This window comes from Tunturiibacter lichenicola, from assembly GCF_051013355.1.
Lineage (GTDB): Bacteria > Acidobacteriota > Terriglobia > Terriglobales > Acidobacteriaceae > Edaphobacter > Edaphobacter lichenicola_F.
Map to the genome: position 1 here is coordinate 454835 of NZ_CP132945.1, position 19051 is coordinate 473885.

Genomic DNA, 19051 nt, shown 5'->3' on the forward strand with positions numbered 1-19051 from the left:
CCTTTAGTGAACCTGCAGACTAAACGTAAAGCTCTGTAGGACGTTCGTGTTGCTCGGTCCAGGTGTGCCGGTGAGCTGTACCGTGACCATCGCGCTGTCCGATGGGGTTGAGTTGTTGGTAGAGGCGCAACTGCTGAGCGAAGCTGTCGCAACGGCAGTCCCGATGAGGATCATCGCAACTGTTAGCAGACGAGGCAGCCGTTTGCCTCCGCCCAGGATCAGAAGCGTGCCCAGCATGAGCAGACTCGCCAGCCATGGCATTCCACCCCGCATCGGCGGCGCCTGACCGGTATTCACGGTGAGCTGCACGGCCTGCGGACCAGGAGTGACGGCGAAGTCTACCCCGCCGGGCGAGAAGGCGCAGGTGGCGTACTGCGGTAGACCGGTGCAACCGAGATAGACCGAGCCAATGTAACCCGCGATCGATGTCAACGTGAAGCTCGTCGCGGCGCTGCCTACGGTGTGCACAGAGAGCGACGAGGGCGCATTCGACAGTACGTAGGTGGGTGGAGAGATGAAGACCGGTGCACCTGGCGAGGTCGACATAGAGAAGTCCGGATCGCCGCTATAAACAGCGGTCACGTTGTATTGTCCGTTGGCGAGCGCCGTGGTCGTGAAGCTGGCGACACCGTTGGTCAGCGGTGCGGAGCCCAGGGCGGTCGCGTTGCCAGCCTGGAAAAACGAGACCGACCCGCTCGGATAAGGCGGTGTCGCGACGGAGTTTACGGTGGCGATGAACGTGACTGCAGTTTCGCTTGGCGTGGCGACGGTGCCATTGATGGTTGAGGTCAGCGCTGTGGTGGTGGGCGCGGTACCGATCGTCAAGCCGAGCGGTGTCGAAGCCGCGGCACTGGCAAAGCTGTCGTCGCCGCTGTACGTGGCATTGATAGTGTGCGCGCCACTGGAAAGACCATTGATGGTTTGGTTTGCGGTGCCGCTGTTGCTTAGGTTCGCGGGTGCTCCGGAGGAGAAGCCATCCACCGTGAACTGCACCGTGCCCGTCGGTTTGAGTGTGGATGCCATTACGGGCGCGACGGTCGCGGTCACGGTGAGCGTCTGGTTGAAGCTGATGGTGCCGCTCGGGGAGACCGAAAGCGCCAGCGTTGTGGGTGCAGAATTGGTGCCCGTGCCTGTAAAGTTCGCGCCAATCGGCGAGCCATTCACGGCGTTGCTTTGGAAGGAGAGGGTCTCCATGCGCGCGCCGATTGCAGTCGGGCTGAAGGTCACCGAGACGCCGCAGGAGGTGCCAGTCGCAAGCCCCGCCGCGCAGCCGTCGTTACTTGAAGCGGAGACGGCGAAGTCACCTGTGTTGCCAGCTGTCGCCTCGTAGAACGGCGAGCTGAATTTTAGTGCCGCATTGCCCGTGTTCGATAAGGTCAGCGACTGCGCCGCGCTGCTGGTGACTACATTAATCCTGCCAAAGCCGAGTGAGCCCATCGTACGCTGAATCTCATATGCCATCCCGCCGGTAGCGTCTGCTATGTAGAGATTACCGGCGCCGTCGAGCGTGATGCCCTTTGGAGCGGAGAACCCTGTCCCCAGAGCGACCGTGGAGTTAGTCGCAAAAGAGCCGGCCGTGATGGGAATCCCGGTGATCGTTGTCGAGCCTGTCTGGCTGATGAAGATGTCGTCGTTCGCGTCGACGGCGAGACCGGCGAGGTTGGCGAGGTTGTTCAGCACAGTGCTCTGCGAGCCGCTGGCCGAGACCTCCACGATATCGGCGGACATCGTATCCGCGATAAAGATATTGTTTGAAGCGTCAACCGCGATAGCTACGGGGGTTTTCAACCCGCTGCCAATCGTATACGTGGGTAGCGAACCCACGACACCGCCCTGGTTAGGCACCACAGAGACCGTACCAGCGCCGCTGTTGGCTACGAGCAGATTGCCGGAGAGGTCGAGCGCCAGGCCCATGGGCGCGTTGAAACCTGTCGCCACGACTGTCTGTGATGCCGTCTTGAGTGAGCCTCCAGAGAACGGCACCTCAACGACACGGTTGTTGCCGGTATCCGCGATGAAGAGGTTCCCGGCAGAATCGACCACCAGACCCTGCGGCATGCTGAGCCCGCTTCCTACCGTCACGGGCGTTCCGCCGCCCGTGGGTATTTCGGTTACGGTATTCTTCGCGCTGTCCGCGACGAAGACATCGCCTGCGCCATCGACGCGGATGGCGCTCGGTGTGGTGAAGGTGCCGAGGCTCGTCTGGGCGCCGGGGAAGACAGTCAACGCCGCGCCAACACCGGTGCCAGCGAGATAGCTCGTCGTCACGGTAGTGGTCGCGGTGTTAAGCAGGACGGCCCCGGTGTTCTTGCCAGGCGTACTTGCGTTCATGCCAATGTTGAGCGTGCAGGAGCTGGGCGTGGCACCGGTGCTGGCCGGATACGCGGTGTCAGTCATGCAAGTCGTCGTTGCGGGCGCCGCAGGGGCAACCGTGCTAAAGACCGTCGACGCATTCGGCCCTGAGATGTAGCTGAAGCTCGTCGGTGTCGTAGCCGCGTTGAAAGTGTAGGTGAGCACGCCAGGTGCGCTCGCGGTACCCACGTTCGACGATCCCAGGATAAGGCTACCGACGACGTACCGTTGCACGGTACTGGCGTTGAAGTTGGAAGCATAGATCGCACCCGATGGCGCGACACCCACGGTGTACGGCGCGCCTGCCGGAAACAGGTAGGTGAGCTGCGTCGGCGCCAGTGCACCGTTGACCACGGGGATCTCATCGATGGTCATGCTGTCGGTGATGAAGAGATCACCCTTCGCATCCACCTTCAGACCGTTGACTGCCGCGATGCCCGCAACCATCACCTGCGTGGGCGTGCTTGAGCCCACGGGGAGGTAGTAGATATTGTTGGCTACCGAAAAGTACACATCGCCGGCCGCATCCGCGGTGACGTTGTTGATGTCCATCGAGCCAAGCTGCGCAGGGGTCAGGCGCTCGGTGCAGGCACCCATCTGGTCGAACTCGAACAGGTACGGCTTGCCCTGGCCGGCTGCGAAGATGTTGCCTTGGCCGTCGGCGCTGACGTCCTGCCAGCCGATGTAGTAGCCGATAGCGGCGAAGTCGGGGCAGGTTGAACCGGTGGCGAAGACTGTGCCGGTGCCTGCGCCCGCGCCGGACGCTGCCTTGTAGATAGAGCCACCGTAGCTGGTGGTGTAGATGTTACCCAGCGAATCGACCGTGACGCCCTTGTTGTACGAGCCCGGCTGGTTGATGACTACGACGGACGCGCCGCCATTGGCCGGAAACTCGACCACCGTACCCGAGTTCGCGCTTGAGACGAAGAGGTTTCCGGCGGCGTCGAGCGCAAGCCCTTGCGGCTGGTTCAAGCCCGTGGCCACGGTCGTAGAGGAGCTGGCCACGACGGGCGCCGGCATAGTTGTCGACTGCGCGCCGGCATGCGGCGCAGAGAGAGCCAGCGATGCGACGGAGACAGAGAGGAACGACAAAGCGAACAGACGACAAGCCATGAGCTTACTCCTGGTAATGAGTGCAGTACGTTGTCACACATGGCGTCCTTGGCAGAGCGGCCATGCGTCCCGCGAGTTAGAAGTTGTACTTGACCATCAGCTCTGAGACGCGACGGCCCGTCTCATAGATCGCAGAGCCGAAGCCCAGCGAGGGGTTGTTGACGCCCTGGTTGAAGCCCGCGCCGATCGGATTGGTCTCCGTCAGCGTGTACTCGTTGGGGAAGTCGCCACTGAAGCTGGTCAACGCATGATTGAGGAAGTTGAAGGCCGAGAAGCGAAATACCAGGTTCTGCTCGCCATGAATGCTGAATGTCTTCTGTGCGCTCAGGTCGCTGGCAAAGTAAGCTGGTCCACGCAGTACCGGCAGCCGGTACGGCCCATTCTGCAGCAGGTTCGGTGTGCCAAAGCAGTTGCCGTTGATGAACTGGTGCGGCCCCCGGTTGGCGCGCGGATCGCAGAGCACAGCCGGCTGCAGACTCACGTCCGGTGTACCAAGATAGGTTGTGTTGTTGATCGCAATCTGGTTCGCGCCCGCCGGTCCAATGGTTCCGGTGATGTTGAACCCGGGAGAGTTCAGAGAGCTGACAATCGTAGGGCCGCTTTGGAAGTTCGTGATGCCTGAGACTTCCCAGCCGTTGGCAAACTTACCCAGTAGCTTGTTGTGCACTGGAGAGCCCAGCAGGAACGTGTAGGAGCCATTAATAATGTTCGCGCGGTCAAATGGCTGCAGGTTGTAGTTGTCCCACACATTGAACGGGTTGGCCGGCGTTCCGGTGCCAAGCTCGCCCTGAATGCCCAGCGCCTTGCTCCACGTGTAGTTGACGTTGAACAGGATGTGCCCGGTCTGGTGCGTCAGGCCCACCTGCAGCGCGTTGTAGTTGGAGAAGAGGTTGTGCTGCGGGACGTTGATAGCGCCGTACTGCACGGCCGCGGTATTCAGCGGACGATACTGGTTGACCTGCTGCGCGCCCGCGCTCGAGACCACGGTCGCGGCCGCGCCGGCACCGTTGGTTCCGTTTGGCGTCAGCACCTGGCCGGTGTAGGGGTTCGGCTTGTACAGACCGCCAATCGGGATGGCGTTGACGTTGTCGAGCCCGACGGTCTGGCTGCTGCCGTCGTTGTATAGGAAGCGGCTGTTATCCCCTACATAGCCCACCAGCAGATTGAGCCTGAAGGGCAGTTGCTGATTCAGCGTCAGGCTGTATGTATCGGTCAGTGGTTGTTCGTTATCACCTGGTGTCAACGCGTAGAACGATCCCGGCGCGGCATAGCCTGCAGGGTTGGCCAGGTTGATGCCGCTGGGGTAGGTGTTGGAATGGGCCAGCGTGCCTGAGGCGACCGGCAGATTCAGGCCAGAGATCGCCTTCAGGGTGGAGTCGCCGTAGGTCACGCTCTGCACGTTCTGCGACTCGGTCAGCGCGTTTGCGACATCGTTCCAGGAATCATGCGACCGATACTCACCCCAGCCCCCGCGCAGCACTGTAGAGCCGTTGGCATGTACGTCATAGGCAAAGCCGACGCGAGGCTCAAGGAACGCCTTCTTTGAGTTGTTGCCGGAGGTCGGGAGGCTCTTGTCAATGGCATGCCAGAGGAATCCGGGATAGGGGGAGTTAGCTGAGCTGCTGGCGATCAGCGCCGGGTTGAAGATGGCAAGACCACCGCCGTAAGAGTCGTTCCACAGCCCCAGGTGCTCAATGCGCAGACCGCCATTAATCGTAAGCCGCGGCGCGATGCGCCACGAGTCATTGGCAAAGAAGTCGTTGTTCCAGAAGTAGAGGTTCGTATCCGCAAGCGCGTTTGTCTGGCCATATCCGCCTTCAATGCCTTCATAATAGTTAGCGACTGCATTGCCGGAAAGCGTCTTGGTCGTGTTGTCGGCATCGGTGAAGGTCGTACCCGCGCCGCCGAAGTAGTAGCTCTGGATGTAGCCGTTGGTGGTGACGCCGGTCGGCTTCTGGTTGTTGGTGATGCGCTCGATGTACACGCCAAAGGTGGCGGTGTGCTTGCCCCAGACCTTGGTGAGCGTATCGCCGCCCTCGGGGTCGAACTTGTGCGAGAAGAGTGGCGATAGCGAGTAGTCCGGGATCAATTGCAGCGGCAGTCCGCTGGCAGTATCGTAGGACTGAAGTGAGGGCAGCGTGTGCCGGCTGTTGTTGTAGGCGCCCTGGTAGGAATAGCTGGTCAGCGGCGTAAGGTTTTCACTCTTGAAGGCCGAATCCAGGTACGACAGTCCGCCGTAGAGCTGATTGGTCAGCGTGGACGAGAAGACCGTAGTCAGGTTAGCCGCGGCGCTCTCGGAGTTGATGGTATTCTCGCCACCGCCCGGAACGTTCAGGCCGCCTTCGTTGTAGAAAATCATGTCCGGCTCGCCGCTGGCGCCGCGCTCCACTGTGTACCGGCCAAAGAGGTGGTTGCGGTCTGAGATCGTCAGATCCACGCGCCCGGTTACTTCATACAGATCGTTGTTGACGAAGTTCTGCGACTGCCAGTTGTAAGGATTGTTGTTGGTCGCTACCTGGTTCGGTAGCGGCATCGCGTTGAAGATGGACTGGAAGCCGGCGTCCTGATACTGTCGGGGAATGATGCCCGGCTGTGCCAGGACAGTGCCGTCGATGGCTTGTGTCGGGACCATGTCCACCAAGCTATAGGTTCCGCCGGCGTAGAGTTGGGGTCCCAGGTAGTTCTGCAACTCCGTGGTGGTGAAGATGCCGTTGCGCATGTTCGCGGTCGGCACAAGACCGTGCACCAGCGCGCCTGCTGCGCTGCCGTAAGCGTAGATATTGCGCTGCACATAATCTTCCGCGCCAGCAAAGAAGGTCAGCCGGCGTTTGTGGTTGAAGCTGGTGCCGGGGATCAGCACCGGACCGCCGATTGCAAAGCCCGGATAGATCTCATGGTCCGGATCCTTCGCGGACATCGTTGCCTTGGCCAGCGCGTCGGTCGAGTCCAGTTGCGAGGTGCGCGCATACGTATAGAGCGAGCCATGGAAACTAGCCGCGCCGGACCGGCTCACAACGCTGACCACCACCGGCCCGTTGGCTATATCGGCACCGAAGTTTGAGACCTCGACCTTAACCTCGGCTACCTGATCGTAGTTCACGGTCTGGGTGGCGGCGCCGTAGTTGCCCGGGTCGGTGATGTCCGCGCCGTCCAGCTTCAGGCTGACGCCGGAGAGCGGGTTGCCGTTGGCGGAGTAGTTCCCCAGGGCGCCGTTCACCGTGACCTGCGAGGGGTCATACGCGGCGTTGCTGCCCACGCCTGACCCACCGCCTGTGTTGTTGATGGCGAAGCCTGGCAACGTCTTGAACAACTCCGTGACGTCGCGACCTTCGATAGAGAGGTGCTTGATCTGCTCTGCAGTTATCAGGTCGGAACGCTCCCCGGTGTCGAGCGGCACGTCGTTTTCAGCCGTGATCGTGACTGTCTCAGCCTGGTTGCCGAGCTTGAGCACAAGCGACGGCAAAGTACGGCTGTCGGCGGGGTCTAGGTGGATGCCCCGCTCGCTCAGTACCTCAAAGCCCCCGGCAGTGATTGTGAGCGCGTAGTCGCCTGACGACACACCGGCAAAGGTGAAGAAGCCGCCACTGTTTGAGTTGATTGTGCGCGTGTCGCCGGTCGCCTGGTTCTTCAGCGCGATGGATGCCTTGGGAACGACCGCGCCGGACGAGTCCGTGACCGTGCCGGAGAGCGAGGCCGTAATGACCTGTCCGTAGGCTGCCACGGTTACAACGTCGGCACCAGCAGAGAACAGCAGACAGACGATGAGCACAACGGCTTGTAGAAAACTCACGTGAAAAATATGTTTCGGGTGCGTCTCGTTCATCTTGGTCTCCGTAATCAGGCAGCGTCGTGCGATCATCCGGCTTTTGCTTACGCCGCTTTCTATTTTCTTCAGACCGCAACACAAGACGCGTCGCGAGGCTCCACACACAAGGAGCATTACGGTTCCGTACCGTCTAAGCCCTTTATCATGTATGCGTTGACAGTGACTTAAAGGAGGAGGTACGATACTCTCCGTTGTCTCTTATCACTAATGGAAACACTTAGTCTTCCCCGCCACCCGGCACGAAATCCACGTCACGCCGGCGCAAAAGGCGGACAAATAATTGATGCCGAGGCCGTGCGCGAGGTTCTGGACGAGGTGCTGGCCAGCGCGCCTTTTTGCCATACGCAGCAGTGCAAGAATTTGCTTTGCTACATCGTCAAGCACTCGCTCTCTCAGGAAGAACACCTGCTGCGCGAGCGCGTGATCGGTGCTGAAGTCTTCGGCCGTCCGCCGAACTATGAAACTGGCGATGACCCGGTGGTGCGCATCCGCGCGGCCGAGGTGCGCAAACGACTGGCGCAGTTTTATCAATCCCTGCCCGACACTCACGCGACTACGGTACAGATCGAGATACCGTCCGGGTCCTATCGCGCCGTATTTCGCTGGCGTGAGGGGCTGAGGCCAGCCGCCGTGCCGTCGCCCGAGCTTGCCGAGCACGTGGTAGATCTGCCTGCGGCAGAGGGAGCGCCCGTGCTGCCGGTGCCCCACATCGTGCCTTCGCTACCGGTGCCTGTCATCGTGCAGCAAGCCGACGTGAACACTCGCTGGTGGAAGGCATATTCGGGGCTCTTACAGCTGATGGCGGTCGTGCTCGTGCTGGTAATTGCGGCTCTGGTATACGCCCTGGTGCCATCCGCAGAGATGCGGGCATTCAATCGTTTCTGGGCACCATGGACGGGTAACTCCAAGCCCATCATTTTCTCCATCGGGAGCAATGCTGTCTACCGGCTCTCGGATGAGTTCGTCGACAGCTATGCGCGTGATCGCAAGCTTGAGAACCACGGCATGGAGTTCTTCGTCCCCACTGGCCCGGATACGGTCATCAAGGGCACCGACGTACGTCAGGCACGTGACAGCTTCGTTGCACTGGGCGATGTGGACGCGGTTTCGGCGCTCGTCGCCACTGTCACGCGCTTTGGCCAGACGTTTCAGGAACGTTTCCCGAACGACATCTCGTTTGCAGAACTTCGCGACACGCCCACAGTGCTGGTCGGCGGCTTCAACAATCCGATGACGCTCGAGCTGACCAAGAACCTACCGTTCGTTCTCGCCGCACGTAACGAGATCAAGGAGACCAAGCCGGGCGGCCGCCAGTGGATACTCAAGGCTTCCAACGACTCGCAGGACACAGAGGATTATGCGATCGTCACGCGGCTGGCTCAGCGCAACGGCGACGCGCCCATACTGAGCGTGGCGGGCATGGGCCAGTACGGAACGCTGGCCGCAGCAAGCTTCATCTGCAATCCCGCCTCAGTTGCGCAGATCACCCATCGGCTGTCAATGGGATGGAGCAGCCGCAACCTGCAGGTCGTGCTGCACGTCCGTGTCGTAGATTTTAAAGCACAACCGCCGGAGATCGTCGCACTGCAGGTCTGGTAAAGGGGTCTTTGGAAAAATCGGACGGAACGTCCGGTTAGTGAGCCTGGATCTTGGCCAAAGCCAGGATTCGATAGACGGTTGCTTCACCGACGCCGAGCAAACGGTTCGCGGCATACCGCAGCTTTCTCATCCCCTCACAGCAGGTATGCTGTAAGTCGCTGATTTGATTACCGCGCACGTTTACTAACGTGCTCTATCGTCCGAATTCTGGCGGGACCCACCAAGCGACTTTGCCTCGCTAGTGCGCACCCATGTTTGATTGCTACTGCGGGATTACCTTGCCATCGGCGTCCACCAGGGTGATGGGGCCGAGGTCCAGTTCGCGCAGTCCGGGCTCGATCTTGCCGCGGTCGCCGACCAGGAGAAGCACGGCTTTGTCCGGGTCCGCAAAGTGCGCGGCGGCGGTGCGCACTTCAGCAAGGCTCGCGTTGACAGCGGCATCCGACTCAGTCTGCATAGCGCTCATGGGGAGATGCAACTCCCAGAGGTAACCCATCGCATTGGCGGTCCCGGCCAGCGTCTCGAAGGCGGATGCGTCGTCGCGCCTGCTCTGTTTTCTTGCGTCCTCCAACTCGGTCTCAGTGATGGGTTGTTTACCGCCGAGCAGCCGCAGTTGTTTTTCGAGTTCAACCACCGCTTCTTTTGTTTTGTCAGTCTGGACAGAGCCGGATGCCGTCAGCTCTCCTCCATTTGAGAAGAGGGCCAAGCCGGAGCTGAAGCCGTATGTATAGCCTTCTGACTCACGCATTGCGGTGAGTCGCGAGTCCCACATGCCTCCCCACACGTTCGCGACGATATAAAGTGGGTAGCGCTCCGCCGAATCGGCGCCTACGGCCGGGAGCATCTGAGAGATGTACGTCTGCGGCGCATCCGGTTTGTCGATGAGGTAGACGCGGCCGGCGCCCTGAGGCTGGAATGCCGGTACGGACTCAAAGTGCGGAGCATGGCCTGACCAGTCCCCGAGATATTTCGTCACCACTGCTGTTGCCTGTTCGATAGTGATGTCGCCTGCAAAGAACACTGCGGAGTCGTCGGGCTTCCAATAGGTCTGATAGAAGCTGCGAATATCTTCCGGGCGCAGGCTTTCGAGGCCTGCCTTGGTGGCAATCGGGTGGGCATAGGGATGGTCGGACCCGAAAAGAATTGCCGACGCAGCACTGACGGCCATTTCACCGGCGTCGTTCCTGCTCTGTGCGACGGCACTCTCCCAAAGCTTGACGTTGGTATCCACGTTGTACTGGATGAAAGAAGGATGGGCCACGACTTCGCTAAAGATGGCGAAGGCGGGATCGATATTTTTTGAGAGTACGTCGAAGTTTAAGGATGCCTTCTCATTGGTGATGCCGGAGCCAATAGTTGTTGCGCCGAGGCTTTCCATGCTGTCACGCACCTGGGTGGCGGTGCGGGTGGTGGTGCGTCCCATGGTCACAGCGGTGACAACGGCAAGACCGTCTTTACCTTTCGGGCTGAACCTATCGCCGGCCCGCGTGGTCAGCAGTACGGAAATCTTGGGTACGCCCGTCCGACGCGCAACATAGACTTCAAGGCCATTCGGCAGTTTCACCGACTCAACCTTCGGTGCGATCAGCGGCGGATCTGGATGGACTTTGGGAGCGACTGTCCTATCCAAAGTGGCGACGTTCTGTACCTGCGCCAGATCTGGATGGAAGCGGATGAGCACGCGATTCTTTGTATCGAGCCACTGGCGCGTAGTGGCCTTGACGTCGTCTGCCGTGATATTCGTAATCTGGTTCCAGCGCTGAATGTAGTCGGATGGATTGCCCGCGAAGGTCTGGCCCTTGTTGAGCATCTCAGCCGTGGTTTGCAGCGTGTCGAACGCTGAGAGTTCGCCAAACTGGAAACGGCCCTTGGCTGCTTCGAGTTCGTCGGGCTTGGGTCCATCTTTGGCAAGCAGCGCTATGGCAGCGTCGATCTTCGCTTCTACTTCGTCGAGGGACACTCCTGGCCGCGCGGTCGCTTCGACCGTGAAGTCGGAAGCGTCTTCGTCTGCACTCGAAGACACGTCTTCTTCCGAGCAGGGGTGCTTCTCGCTATAAACCAGGTCTGCGCTCAGCCGCCGGTTGAGGACCATTCGAACGAGCTGCAGACGCATGGAATCCGGAGAAAAATAGCTGGGAGTCGGCCAGGCGAGATAGAGGCGTTCTTCGGCAATGTGATCGTTGGTGTCGACATTTTTTTCGCCCTGCAACTGCGTCGTCCAACGGGCCGGCCGCGCGATGGGTGGGGCCGGCGGAATGGGGCCGAAGTATTTCGCTACCCACTGCTTTGCCTGGTCGGTGTCGAAGTCGCCCGCAATAACTATCGAGAGATTGTTGGGCGCATAGAAGGTGGCGAAGAATTCTTTCACTTCGTTTGCTGTCGCGGCGCGGACGTGATCATGCGTGCCGATGACCGAATGCGCATAAGGATGTCCCGCAGGGTAGAGGTTGTCATGCAGGTAGACATCGAGCAGGCCGTAGGGTTCATTTTCCATTCTCTGGCGGCGCTCGTTCTCGACGACAGCGATCTGGTTCTGCAGACGCTCCTGGGTGATGGCTTGCGGCAGCGTGGCGAGCCGGTCCGATTCGAGCCAGAGCGCATATTCCAGGCTGCCGGCGGGTACTGTCTCAAAGTACTCGGTGTAGTCTTCCGTGGTGGTGCCGTTCCCCGTACCGCCAACCTTTCCGATCAGCGTCATGAAATGCTCAGGCGCATCCTTTGACCCTTCGTACATCATGTGTTCGAAGAGATGGGCGAAGCCGGTGCGATCAGTCGGTTCATTTTTTGAGCCCACGTGATACCAGAGGTTCAGGTGCACGCTGGGAATCCTATGGTCGGGTACGAGGATGACCTGAAGGCCATTTGGCAGCTTGTAGGATTCGTATTGGATATGCGGCGTAGCGGTACCTGCCGAGGTGTTGGCGGTTTGCGCGAATGCCGATGTCGCAAGCGACAGGGCCAACGCGATTGTGGCTGTAGTTAGATTGAGCACCTTTCTATGGATGTTTTGCATATCCGACTCCTTGCCAGAGAGTAGAAAGTTTAGGGATTTATATACTTCACTCCCTAAACTTGGGAGTTTGGCTGGCTGTTTAGGCGATATTGAACCAACGGGATATAAGCCACATTTCAAAGAATCCGAGCAAAGCCATGCTAAATCGTGGTAAGCCCCTTCCTGCTATTGCGAAAGGAATTGACGCCAACGCTGCCAATTCCGCAGTCCACCATCCGGCCTGAAACACGTGGAACCTGTATCCATGCGGCACCGCCCATATCCACTGATCGGCGGCAAAGAATACAGCGGGTGCAATCAACAGCAAAACACTCACGATATTCAAACGGGTATTCGGCGAAGGAATGTAGCGGCGGTTCATGCCAGCTATGCTCTCAGGCTAATGGTGGTGAATGCAAGACCTCCTACTTTAATCTGCCAAGCATGATTTTTTGATGCCTCGCGTAATCTCTAAACTTGCCATGACTGAAGACGCGGCAGCCATCCTTGGTTAGATGATGTACTTGTATCTCGCCCCCGATGAAAACCTGTTCGGTCTTAGGGTCTTCGTTAGCAGGTAGCTCTCAAAGCGATAGCCTTAAGGTAAGCTTTACTCGGCCTTCCCAACCGACCGTTCCTCATAAGCCTTTTGGAAGAGATAGAAGGCTTGCTTCTTTTTGCCGTCCTCCGATATAAGTCCCTTGCGATTGAAGCCGTCCTGCAATTTCGGAATGTTGCGGGTGGGCGAGCGGAAGTCCATCAGTACCCACGGAACGAGGCCGCGCACTTGGGGAATCTTGTTGATCATGACGAACTGATGTTTGTAGACGTTGACTTGCTGTTCCTCTGCCCAGCGCTGGTCTTCGCCACCATGATTGCCCTGCTTAGCCTCAGCGCCGAACTCGGAGAGTAGGATTGGCTTTTGTGGAAGCGTCCACTTGATATTGTCTGCGTCTTCTGGACGCATCAAGTACCACCCGATGTATTCATTTTGGCCAATGACATCGAGAGCCTTGGCTAATGGATCATCCTCTATCATTTCATTCCCCTGCAGATGAGGACCGAGGATAGCGGACGTAATGGGGCGCGTGGGGTCGAGTCTGCGAGCTTCATTGGCGAGGTTGGTGAGGAACTGGGTGCGGGTAGGGTTGTTGGGGGTCTCGTTCGACACGGACCACAGGATGACGGAGGCCTTATTTCGGTCGCGGCGGATCATCTCATTGAGCATGTAAGTTGCCTTGGCGTAGACCTCGGGCTTGTCAAAGGAGATGTGCTGCCAAAGAGGGATCTCCGACCATATCATGATGCCATCGCGGTCGGCGGTGCGCTCCATGCGCTCATCATGCGGGTAATGGGCGAGGCGGACGAAGTTGGCGTTGAGGTCCTTAAGAAAAGCAAAGATGTTATTAACGTCTTCGTCGGTACAGGCTCGGCCAGTACGATAGGGAGCCTCGGCGTGCATGTTGGCGCCCTGCAGGAAGATGGCTTTGCCGTTAAGGAGGATGCGGGTGCCGTCAACGCGAATGTCGCGGAAGCCGATGTCATCTGTGATGCCGTCCTGACCAGAGGCTAGTTCGACCTTGTAGAGTTTTGGCGTCGCTGGCGACCACAGTTCGAGCTTGGTCGCCTTGACGTCGAAGGCCGCGCGGCCCTCAGCGTCTGTCTCGAGAGTCGTGCTAACCCCGGCCTCGGTTATACGCAGGGTGACAGGAGTTCCTGCCGCAGCGCCTTCGACGTGGACATAACCTGTGAGCCTATTGGCATTAGCCGCCGAAAAGGAGCTTTCGTGCTTCAGGTGGACGTCATAGTCGTCGATGAACTTCATGGGAAGCGTGACGAGGGAAACATCGCGGGTGAGTCCACCATAGTTAAACCAGTCGATGCCAACGGAAGGAATGCCATCCATTTCGCGGGTCGAGTCGACGGCAATAACTACAAAATTGCTACCCGGTTTGAGTGCTGCGGTAACTTCACAGTCGTAAGGCGTAAAGCCGCCTTCGTGATCGCAGATGCGCTTTTGGTTTACCCAAACGAAGGACTTGTAGTTCGCAGCCCCGATGTGGAGGAACGTCCGCGTGTTGGGCTTGGGCTGGAAGTCGAAGTCGCGTTGATACCAGATAACCCCCTCGTAGCGGAAGAGAGTTGGGTCTTGGGTGTTCCAGTCACCGGGGACCCTTAGGGTGGGGGCTGTGGCGAAGTTGTACTCCTCATTGTGTGCGCCGCTATCGATATTGGGATGGGTGTTGAGCGCGTAGCCGTTGTCGCGGACCTTTCCTTCAGCTGTATAGAGAGCCCTAGCGGGCGGCTGGTCTACTAGGTAGTGCCAGTCTCCGTCAAGGGAGATGATGGAGCGATGGTCGACACCGACCAGAAGTGTTTTCATTGGTTGCTGTGCGAGTGCCGGAAAAATAACAGCACAGACGGCGACGAAGAGAAATGCGTTGCGGCAGCGTATCAGTCCGCGTGCAAATATGTTTGAGAAACGAGTCATGCTAATTCACCCTCTGGTCGGATTTCAAGGAATTTAGAACAAAGACATGAAAGAAAGAGCAAGACATCTAGCGGCAAAGCGCAGCATTCGATCGAACCTCACACTCTGGTGTGCTCAGGAAAAGGAAGTAACAGGTCATACACGAATGCCCAACTTTTGCTCAAGATAGCTCTTGCTAATTTTGGCCGACTCGATGGGCGTGCTGACAGCGCCGACGTGCTCGCCGTCTAGTTCAACGATGCCCCAACCGTGAAAATTAACCGACTTGAGCGCTTCAAAAACAGCTGGAAAATCAAGTCTTCCCTGCCCCAACTCGACAAATTCATATCCGCCCTTCGTCGGGGCATCTTTAACATCCTTTAAGTGGAGGAATAGCAACCGTTTGCTATATTTTCGGACAGCAGCGGCAGGATCACCGCCGCCTTGCAGATAGTGCGCGGTATCCAACTCAAGTTTCACGTATTGTGGATCGGCCTCATTGAGAATCGCTTCGAGACCTTCTGGGGTTTGACTTATCGTACCCATGTGATTGTGAACGCTCATTTGGTGGCCTAGGTCGGCAACGCGCTTGCCAATCTCTGTGAGGAATCGGCCCTCGTACTTGGCGTCTCCGGCAGAGAAACTTCCACCTTTCGATCCAGCTGGAACTATCTGCAGATAGTTGCCGCCTGCTTCGTGCAAATATTTCGCATTCTTCATATGCGTATCGATCGTAGTCTGGCGCAGTTCAGGATCAAGAGGCGCTGTGCCACTCGATAGGGCGACGAAGGTCAAATGACGTTGCGCGAGCATATCGCGAAGCGCGTGAGGATCGGGAACCTCGGTGACCACATTTGCGCGAAGTTGAATTCCAGGAATCCCGAGAGTGGAGAGATCGTTGATAGCCTGCGTATCTTGATCATGCCAAGCGATCGCTGAATAGCCAATTTTGAAATCCACACCGCTGCTGTTTGGAGGATCAGCGAGAAGCGCCGAATTCAACGCGGGGCATAAAATACCCGCCCTTGCGAAGGCCTTTGAGGACAGCGTAACAATCGCACCCGATGCTGCCAGGCCAACTAGGAACTCACGACGCGATTTAGACATTTACTGCTCCTTATTTTTGGAAAGCTTAAAATTTTCATTATCGGAACCAGCGCCACAGTCTCCCATCAGATAGATCAGAGATCACGTAAGGTTCATGTTCGTGATGAGCTAAAAGATGAGTTTTGCTCCAAATTGAAGCTGCCGTGGAGGATACGCACCGTTGAGCCGCCCGAAGGAGGTTCCGTCCGTCGCAGTCGTATCCAGAGTGCTGTAGTTGGTATGGTTCAGAGCATTGAAGGAGTCAGCCTGAAGTTTGAACTGGACTCGCTCTCCAAAGCTGAAGATCTTCGATAACGTCACATCGGCCTGCTGCAGACTTGGCAGAATGACGCTGCCCACTCCAGCCGATCCAAAGCTTCCAGCAGGAGCCGCACTGAACGCCAGCGGATTGAGCCACTGCGCCTGATGGCCTGAAAGGGTGAATCGGTTGTCTTTGGCATACATACTTCCGCCAAGGTAATTGGCTCGGCGGCTGCCAGTCGAGGTGTTGCCCGTAATGGTGTAGTAAGGCCCGCTCTGCACACGGACTACAGCGCTGATTTGTACGCCACCGATTCCTTCGCGTAAGAAGACATTATGTTTCCGGAAGGTGGGAAGGGACCAGACAACAGTCGAGATAAAGGCGTGCTTGCGGTCGATGTTGGTCTCGCCATAGTTGTAGGAGAGATTCTGCCAGTTTTCCAGCGTTGCTCCATTGCTTTGAGAATCTCCCAACGCCTTGGCGAATGTATATCCCACCGTGAAGCTAACCTGGCCCGTGCGTTTGGAGAGGTACGCCTGCAAGGCGTTGTAGTTGGAGTTGGAGTCGCTACGCTCTTGGGTAATTGTTCCGAATCCTTTGTAGGGATTGAAATAATTCGTGCTGTAGCTTGGATTGGCCGCTACTCCAGTGAGGTCGGGGAAGTTGATATTAGGCGCGCGCAGCTGATGGTGCCCTACGTTGCCAACATAAGTCGTCTCCAGGAGCATGGCATGGGGCAACTGCTGTTGAATGCCAAAGCTGAACTGTTCAATGTATGGAGTCTTAAGATTTGGATCAATTGCGTTGATAGCTGCCTGAAGGCTTGTGTCATTTGGCGCGCCTGTCCCTAACGTGCTGAGATTGCCATTGTCGAATTCGGAGTATGAGAGAAATGGTTGAATGTTTGTCTGGCTGAAGGTGATATTTCCCTCAGGCCGGTAGTAGAAGCTACCAAAACCACCCCGAATGACTGTGCTATCTGAAACCGAGTACGCGAAGCCAAATCGTGGCCCTAATGCGCCATGCATGACATACAAGCCACGCGGAGCACCAGCAGGAATCAGTGGGTAGGCTGCGGTATTGACGTTGAGAACTCGGTCAACCTGATCGGCAGGGATGCCGTTTCCGGCGCGGACCAGACCGTTGAAAGGGTTGCCGGTACCTGGAACCACCGTACCGTTCGTATTGACTGTAATGGCGCTAACGGCCGAATATGCCGACGGATCAAAGTTCGAGATGTTGTTGCCTTGGGTATACATCGGCAGTATGAGTTGGAAGCGAACGCCATATTCAATACTCAGCTTCCGAGTGACCTTCCATGTGTCCTGGGCGAAGGCTTCTGGTTGAGTGAAGCGAAAGTGACCATTGGGATTACTGCTGGCTTCAACGTAACTGGCGAAGTTTCCCAGCAGAGCATCGGCCAAGGCGTTGCCTGTGGTGTTGGGATCGCTGGTCGCATTGAAGTTGATTTGGCCAGTGTAGTAGGGCCTACCAAATTGGTCGATGCGATCGCGCGCGACCATTCCTCCCACCTTGATAAGGTGGTCGCCCTTAACGATGGAGATAGTGTCAGACACCTGAATGTCAGTGGCAGGGTCAGCCGCAAGCGCGAAGTTTGGCCCCTGTATGCCGGCGTATGGCGTGCCTGAGATCGTTATGGCGGGAATGCCGTTAGGAAAGTTCCCCCCATTCGGATAGAGCCGGTTGTATTGGAATCCAAATGTTGCCCGTTCCCAATTATCTCCCGCCGGAGTGATGTCTTGCGAGGCATAGCTGAAGTTTGCCTGGGCCTGGTTGATGATCGTTGGCCTGATGGTCCAGGTCTCGGCAAGAAGATAGCTCTGACCAGGGCGTGCGCGTGTAGTTGGCGTAGTCGGGAGAATTCCGGTGTTCGAAAAAGTTCCGAATGGATCTGTCAGCGTATTGTGATCACTGATCCACCGTCCATAGATGCTGTTATTTTTATTGATAAGGAAATCGAGACGGACGACATCTTCTCGAAAATCGAGGGGATTGAGAGGCGTCACAGTCAGGTTGTTCGATGCTCCGGTGAGATTGGTGTATTGACCCAGTTGGTTCTCGACGCTGAATACATCTGCGATAGCTTTGCCATCGGCGGACATCATGCCCGAGATATTGTTGCCGGGAATAGGCGTCTTAGTTCCCGGATAAAACAGCTGAGGTAAGCCAGCAAAGTTTCCCGAGAGCAGAGCACTGCTTGGTGTCGTGAGTACGGTGGGTGTCTGTTCCTGCCGAAGTCGCTTCCACTCTTCTCCCACGAAAAAGAACAGACGATCCTTAAGGATGGGTCCCCCCACACCATAACCGAAGTCATTGAATACCAATTGCGTTTTGAAAGCTGAGAAAAAGGGCCGTGCATCGAAGAGATTATTACGGAGATATTCAAAGATAACGCCATGAAACTGGTCAGTGCCGCTTTTAGTGACAATATTGAAAGCGGGTCCGGAAGTTCGCCCGTATTCGGCGGAGAAATTAGATGTCTCTATCTTTACCTCCTCAATGAAGTCTGCTCCAACGTTGTTCATAACACTGCCGTTGCTTCCGGGATTCAAGTTGAAAGCTCCGTCTACCGTCAGATTCCCCGAGTCGGCGCGATTGCCGTTGATGGCCTGATTGTTGGCTGCAAGACTAGTGGTGACGGAGAAGATGTCCGGATTGGTTACAACAGCGCCCGGTATTAGCGTCATAAGCTGGGTGTAGTTTCGGCCGTTTAGCGCGAGATTCTGAACTTGTTTCGTATCGATCACATGCGAGAGTTCACCGCTGGTCGTATTAAGGGTCTCTCCGGCAACGGCAGAAACGGTAATTGCTTCGTTGGTGCTCCCGAGCTGTAGCAGAAAATCGGCGGTGAGGTGGGCGTCGGCACTGATGATGAGACCGGAACGAGTTTCACCTCGAAATCCGGGCTGCGCAACCGCGACAGAATAGGTTCCGATGGCAAGGTTGGTCGCAACGTAAAAACCACTACCGTCAGCTTTGACAGAGCGAACCGCCCGCGTATCGGCATTTGTGACGGTGATCGTAGCATCCGGGATCACGCTTCCCGTCTGGTCGGTGACATTTCCGGCGATCTGACCCAAGGAGGTCTGTGCATACAGCGACACCGTGCAACCAAGTATCACCATGAGGGCGAAACTAATTCCGATTATTCTGAAACGTCTGCGAAACATTACGCCTCCGGAAAGTTGTCAACTAAGGGACGAGAAAGTAGTGCGTATTCGGCTGCTAACTGAAATATCAGTTTGATTAAGGTATGAGGGGAAGCCGGACGGGATTATCGCAATAGCCTTGAGTTCCCCACGGTATGGAAGATGCACTCGATCCAATCGG

8 protein-coding genes are annotated in these 19051 nt (G+C 57.3%); 1 reads left to right on the top strand and 7 read right to left on the bottom strand.

Translation table 11 applies throughout. The features are described 5' to 3' along the window. Nucleotides 1–3: 3 nt before the first annotated feature. Together RBB82_RS24665 and RBB82_RS24670 are read right to left on the bottom strand one after the other, a co-directional pair. On the bottom strand, nt 4–3465 hold the full coding sequence (locus RBB82_RS24665) for an Ig-like domain repeat protein (RefSeq protein ID WP_433975761.1): 3462 nt from the start codon (nt 3463–3465) through the stop codon (nt 4–6). Between the two features lie 76 nt (nt 3466–3541). Further along, entirely contained in the window at nt 3542–7288 is a 3747-nt protein-coding gene (locus RBB82_RS24670; RefSeq protein WP_433975762.1) for a carboxypeptidase regulatory-like domain-containing protein, read from the bottom strand. A 297-nt stretch (nt 7289–7585) separates the two neighbouring features. On the opposite strand from RBB82_RS24670, the gene RBB82_RS24675 reads away from it, so the two are divergent. Beyond that, on the top strand, nt 7586–8890 hold the full coding sequence (locus tag RBB82_RS24675; RefSeq protein WP_433975763.1) for a hypothetical protein: 1305 nt from the start codon (nt 7586–7588) through the stop codon (nt 8888–8890). Between the two features lie 262 nt (nt 8891–9152). Here the strand turns inward: RBB82_RS24675 and RBB82_RS24680 are convergent, their stop codons facing one another. The 5 genes from RBB82_RS24680 to RBB82_RS24700 all read right to left on the bottom strand — a co-directional run bounded on the left by RBB82_RS24680 (nt 9153) and on the right by RBB82_RS24700 (nt 18891). Continuing rightward, nucleotides 9153–11903, bottom strand: coding sequence for a M16 family metallopeptidase (locus RBB82_RS24680; protein ID WP_433975765.1), 2751 nt, complete (start codon nt 11901–11903; stop codon nt 9153–9155). A 79-nt stretch (nt 11904–11982) separates the two neighbouring features. Further along, nucleotides 11983–12264: a hypothetical protein gene (locus RBB82_RS24685; RefSeq protein WP_433975766.1), complete on the bottom strand. Its 282-nt coding sequence runs from the start codon at nt 12262–12264 to the stop codon at nt 11983–11985. 228 nt (nt 12265–12492) lie between these two features. Beyond that, a complete protein-coding gene (locus RBB82_RS24690) occupies nt 12493–14265 on the bottom strand; it encodes a glycoside hydrolase family 2 protein (RefSeq protein WP_433975767.1) in 1773 nt (590 codons plus the stop codon). 243 nt (nt 14266–14508) lie between these two features. Further along, on the bottom strand, nt 14509–15459 hold the full coding sequence (locus RBB82_RS24695) for a sugar phosphate isomerase/epimerase family protein (RefSeq protein ID WP_433975768.1): 951 nt from the start codon (nt 15457–15459) through the stop codon (nt 14509–14511). Between the two features lie 108 nt (nt 15460–15567). Further along, nucleotides 15568–18891: a carboxypeptidase regulatory-like domain-containing protein gene (locus RBB82_RS24700; protein WP_433975770.1), complete on the bottom strand. Its 3324-nt coding sequence runs from the start codon at nt 18889–18891 to the stop codon at nt 15568–15570. Nucleotides 18892–19051: the final 160 nt, after the last annotated feature.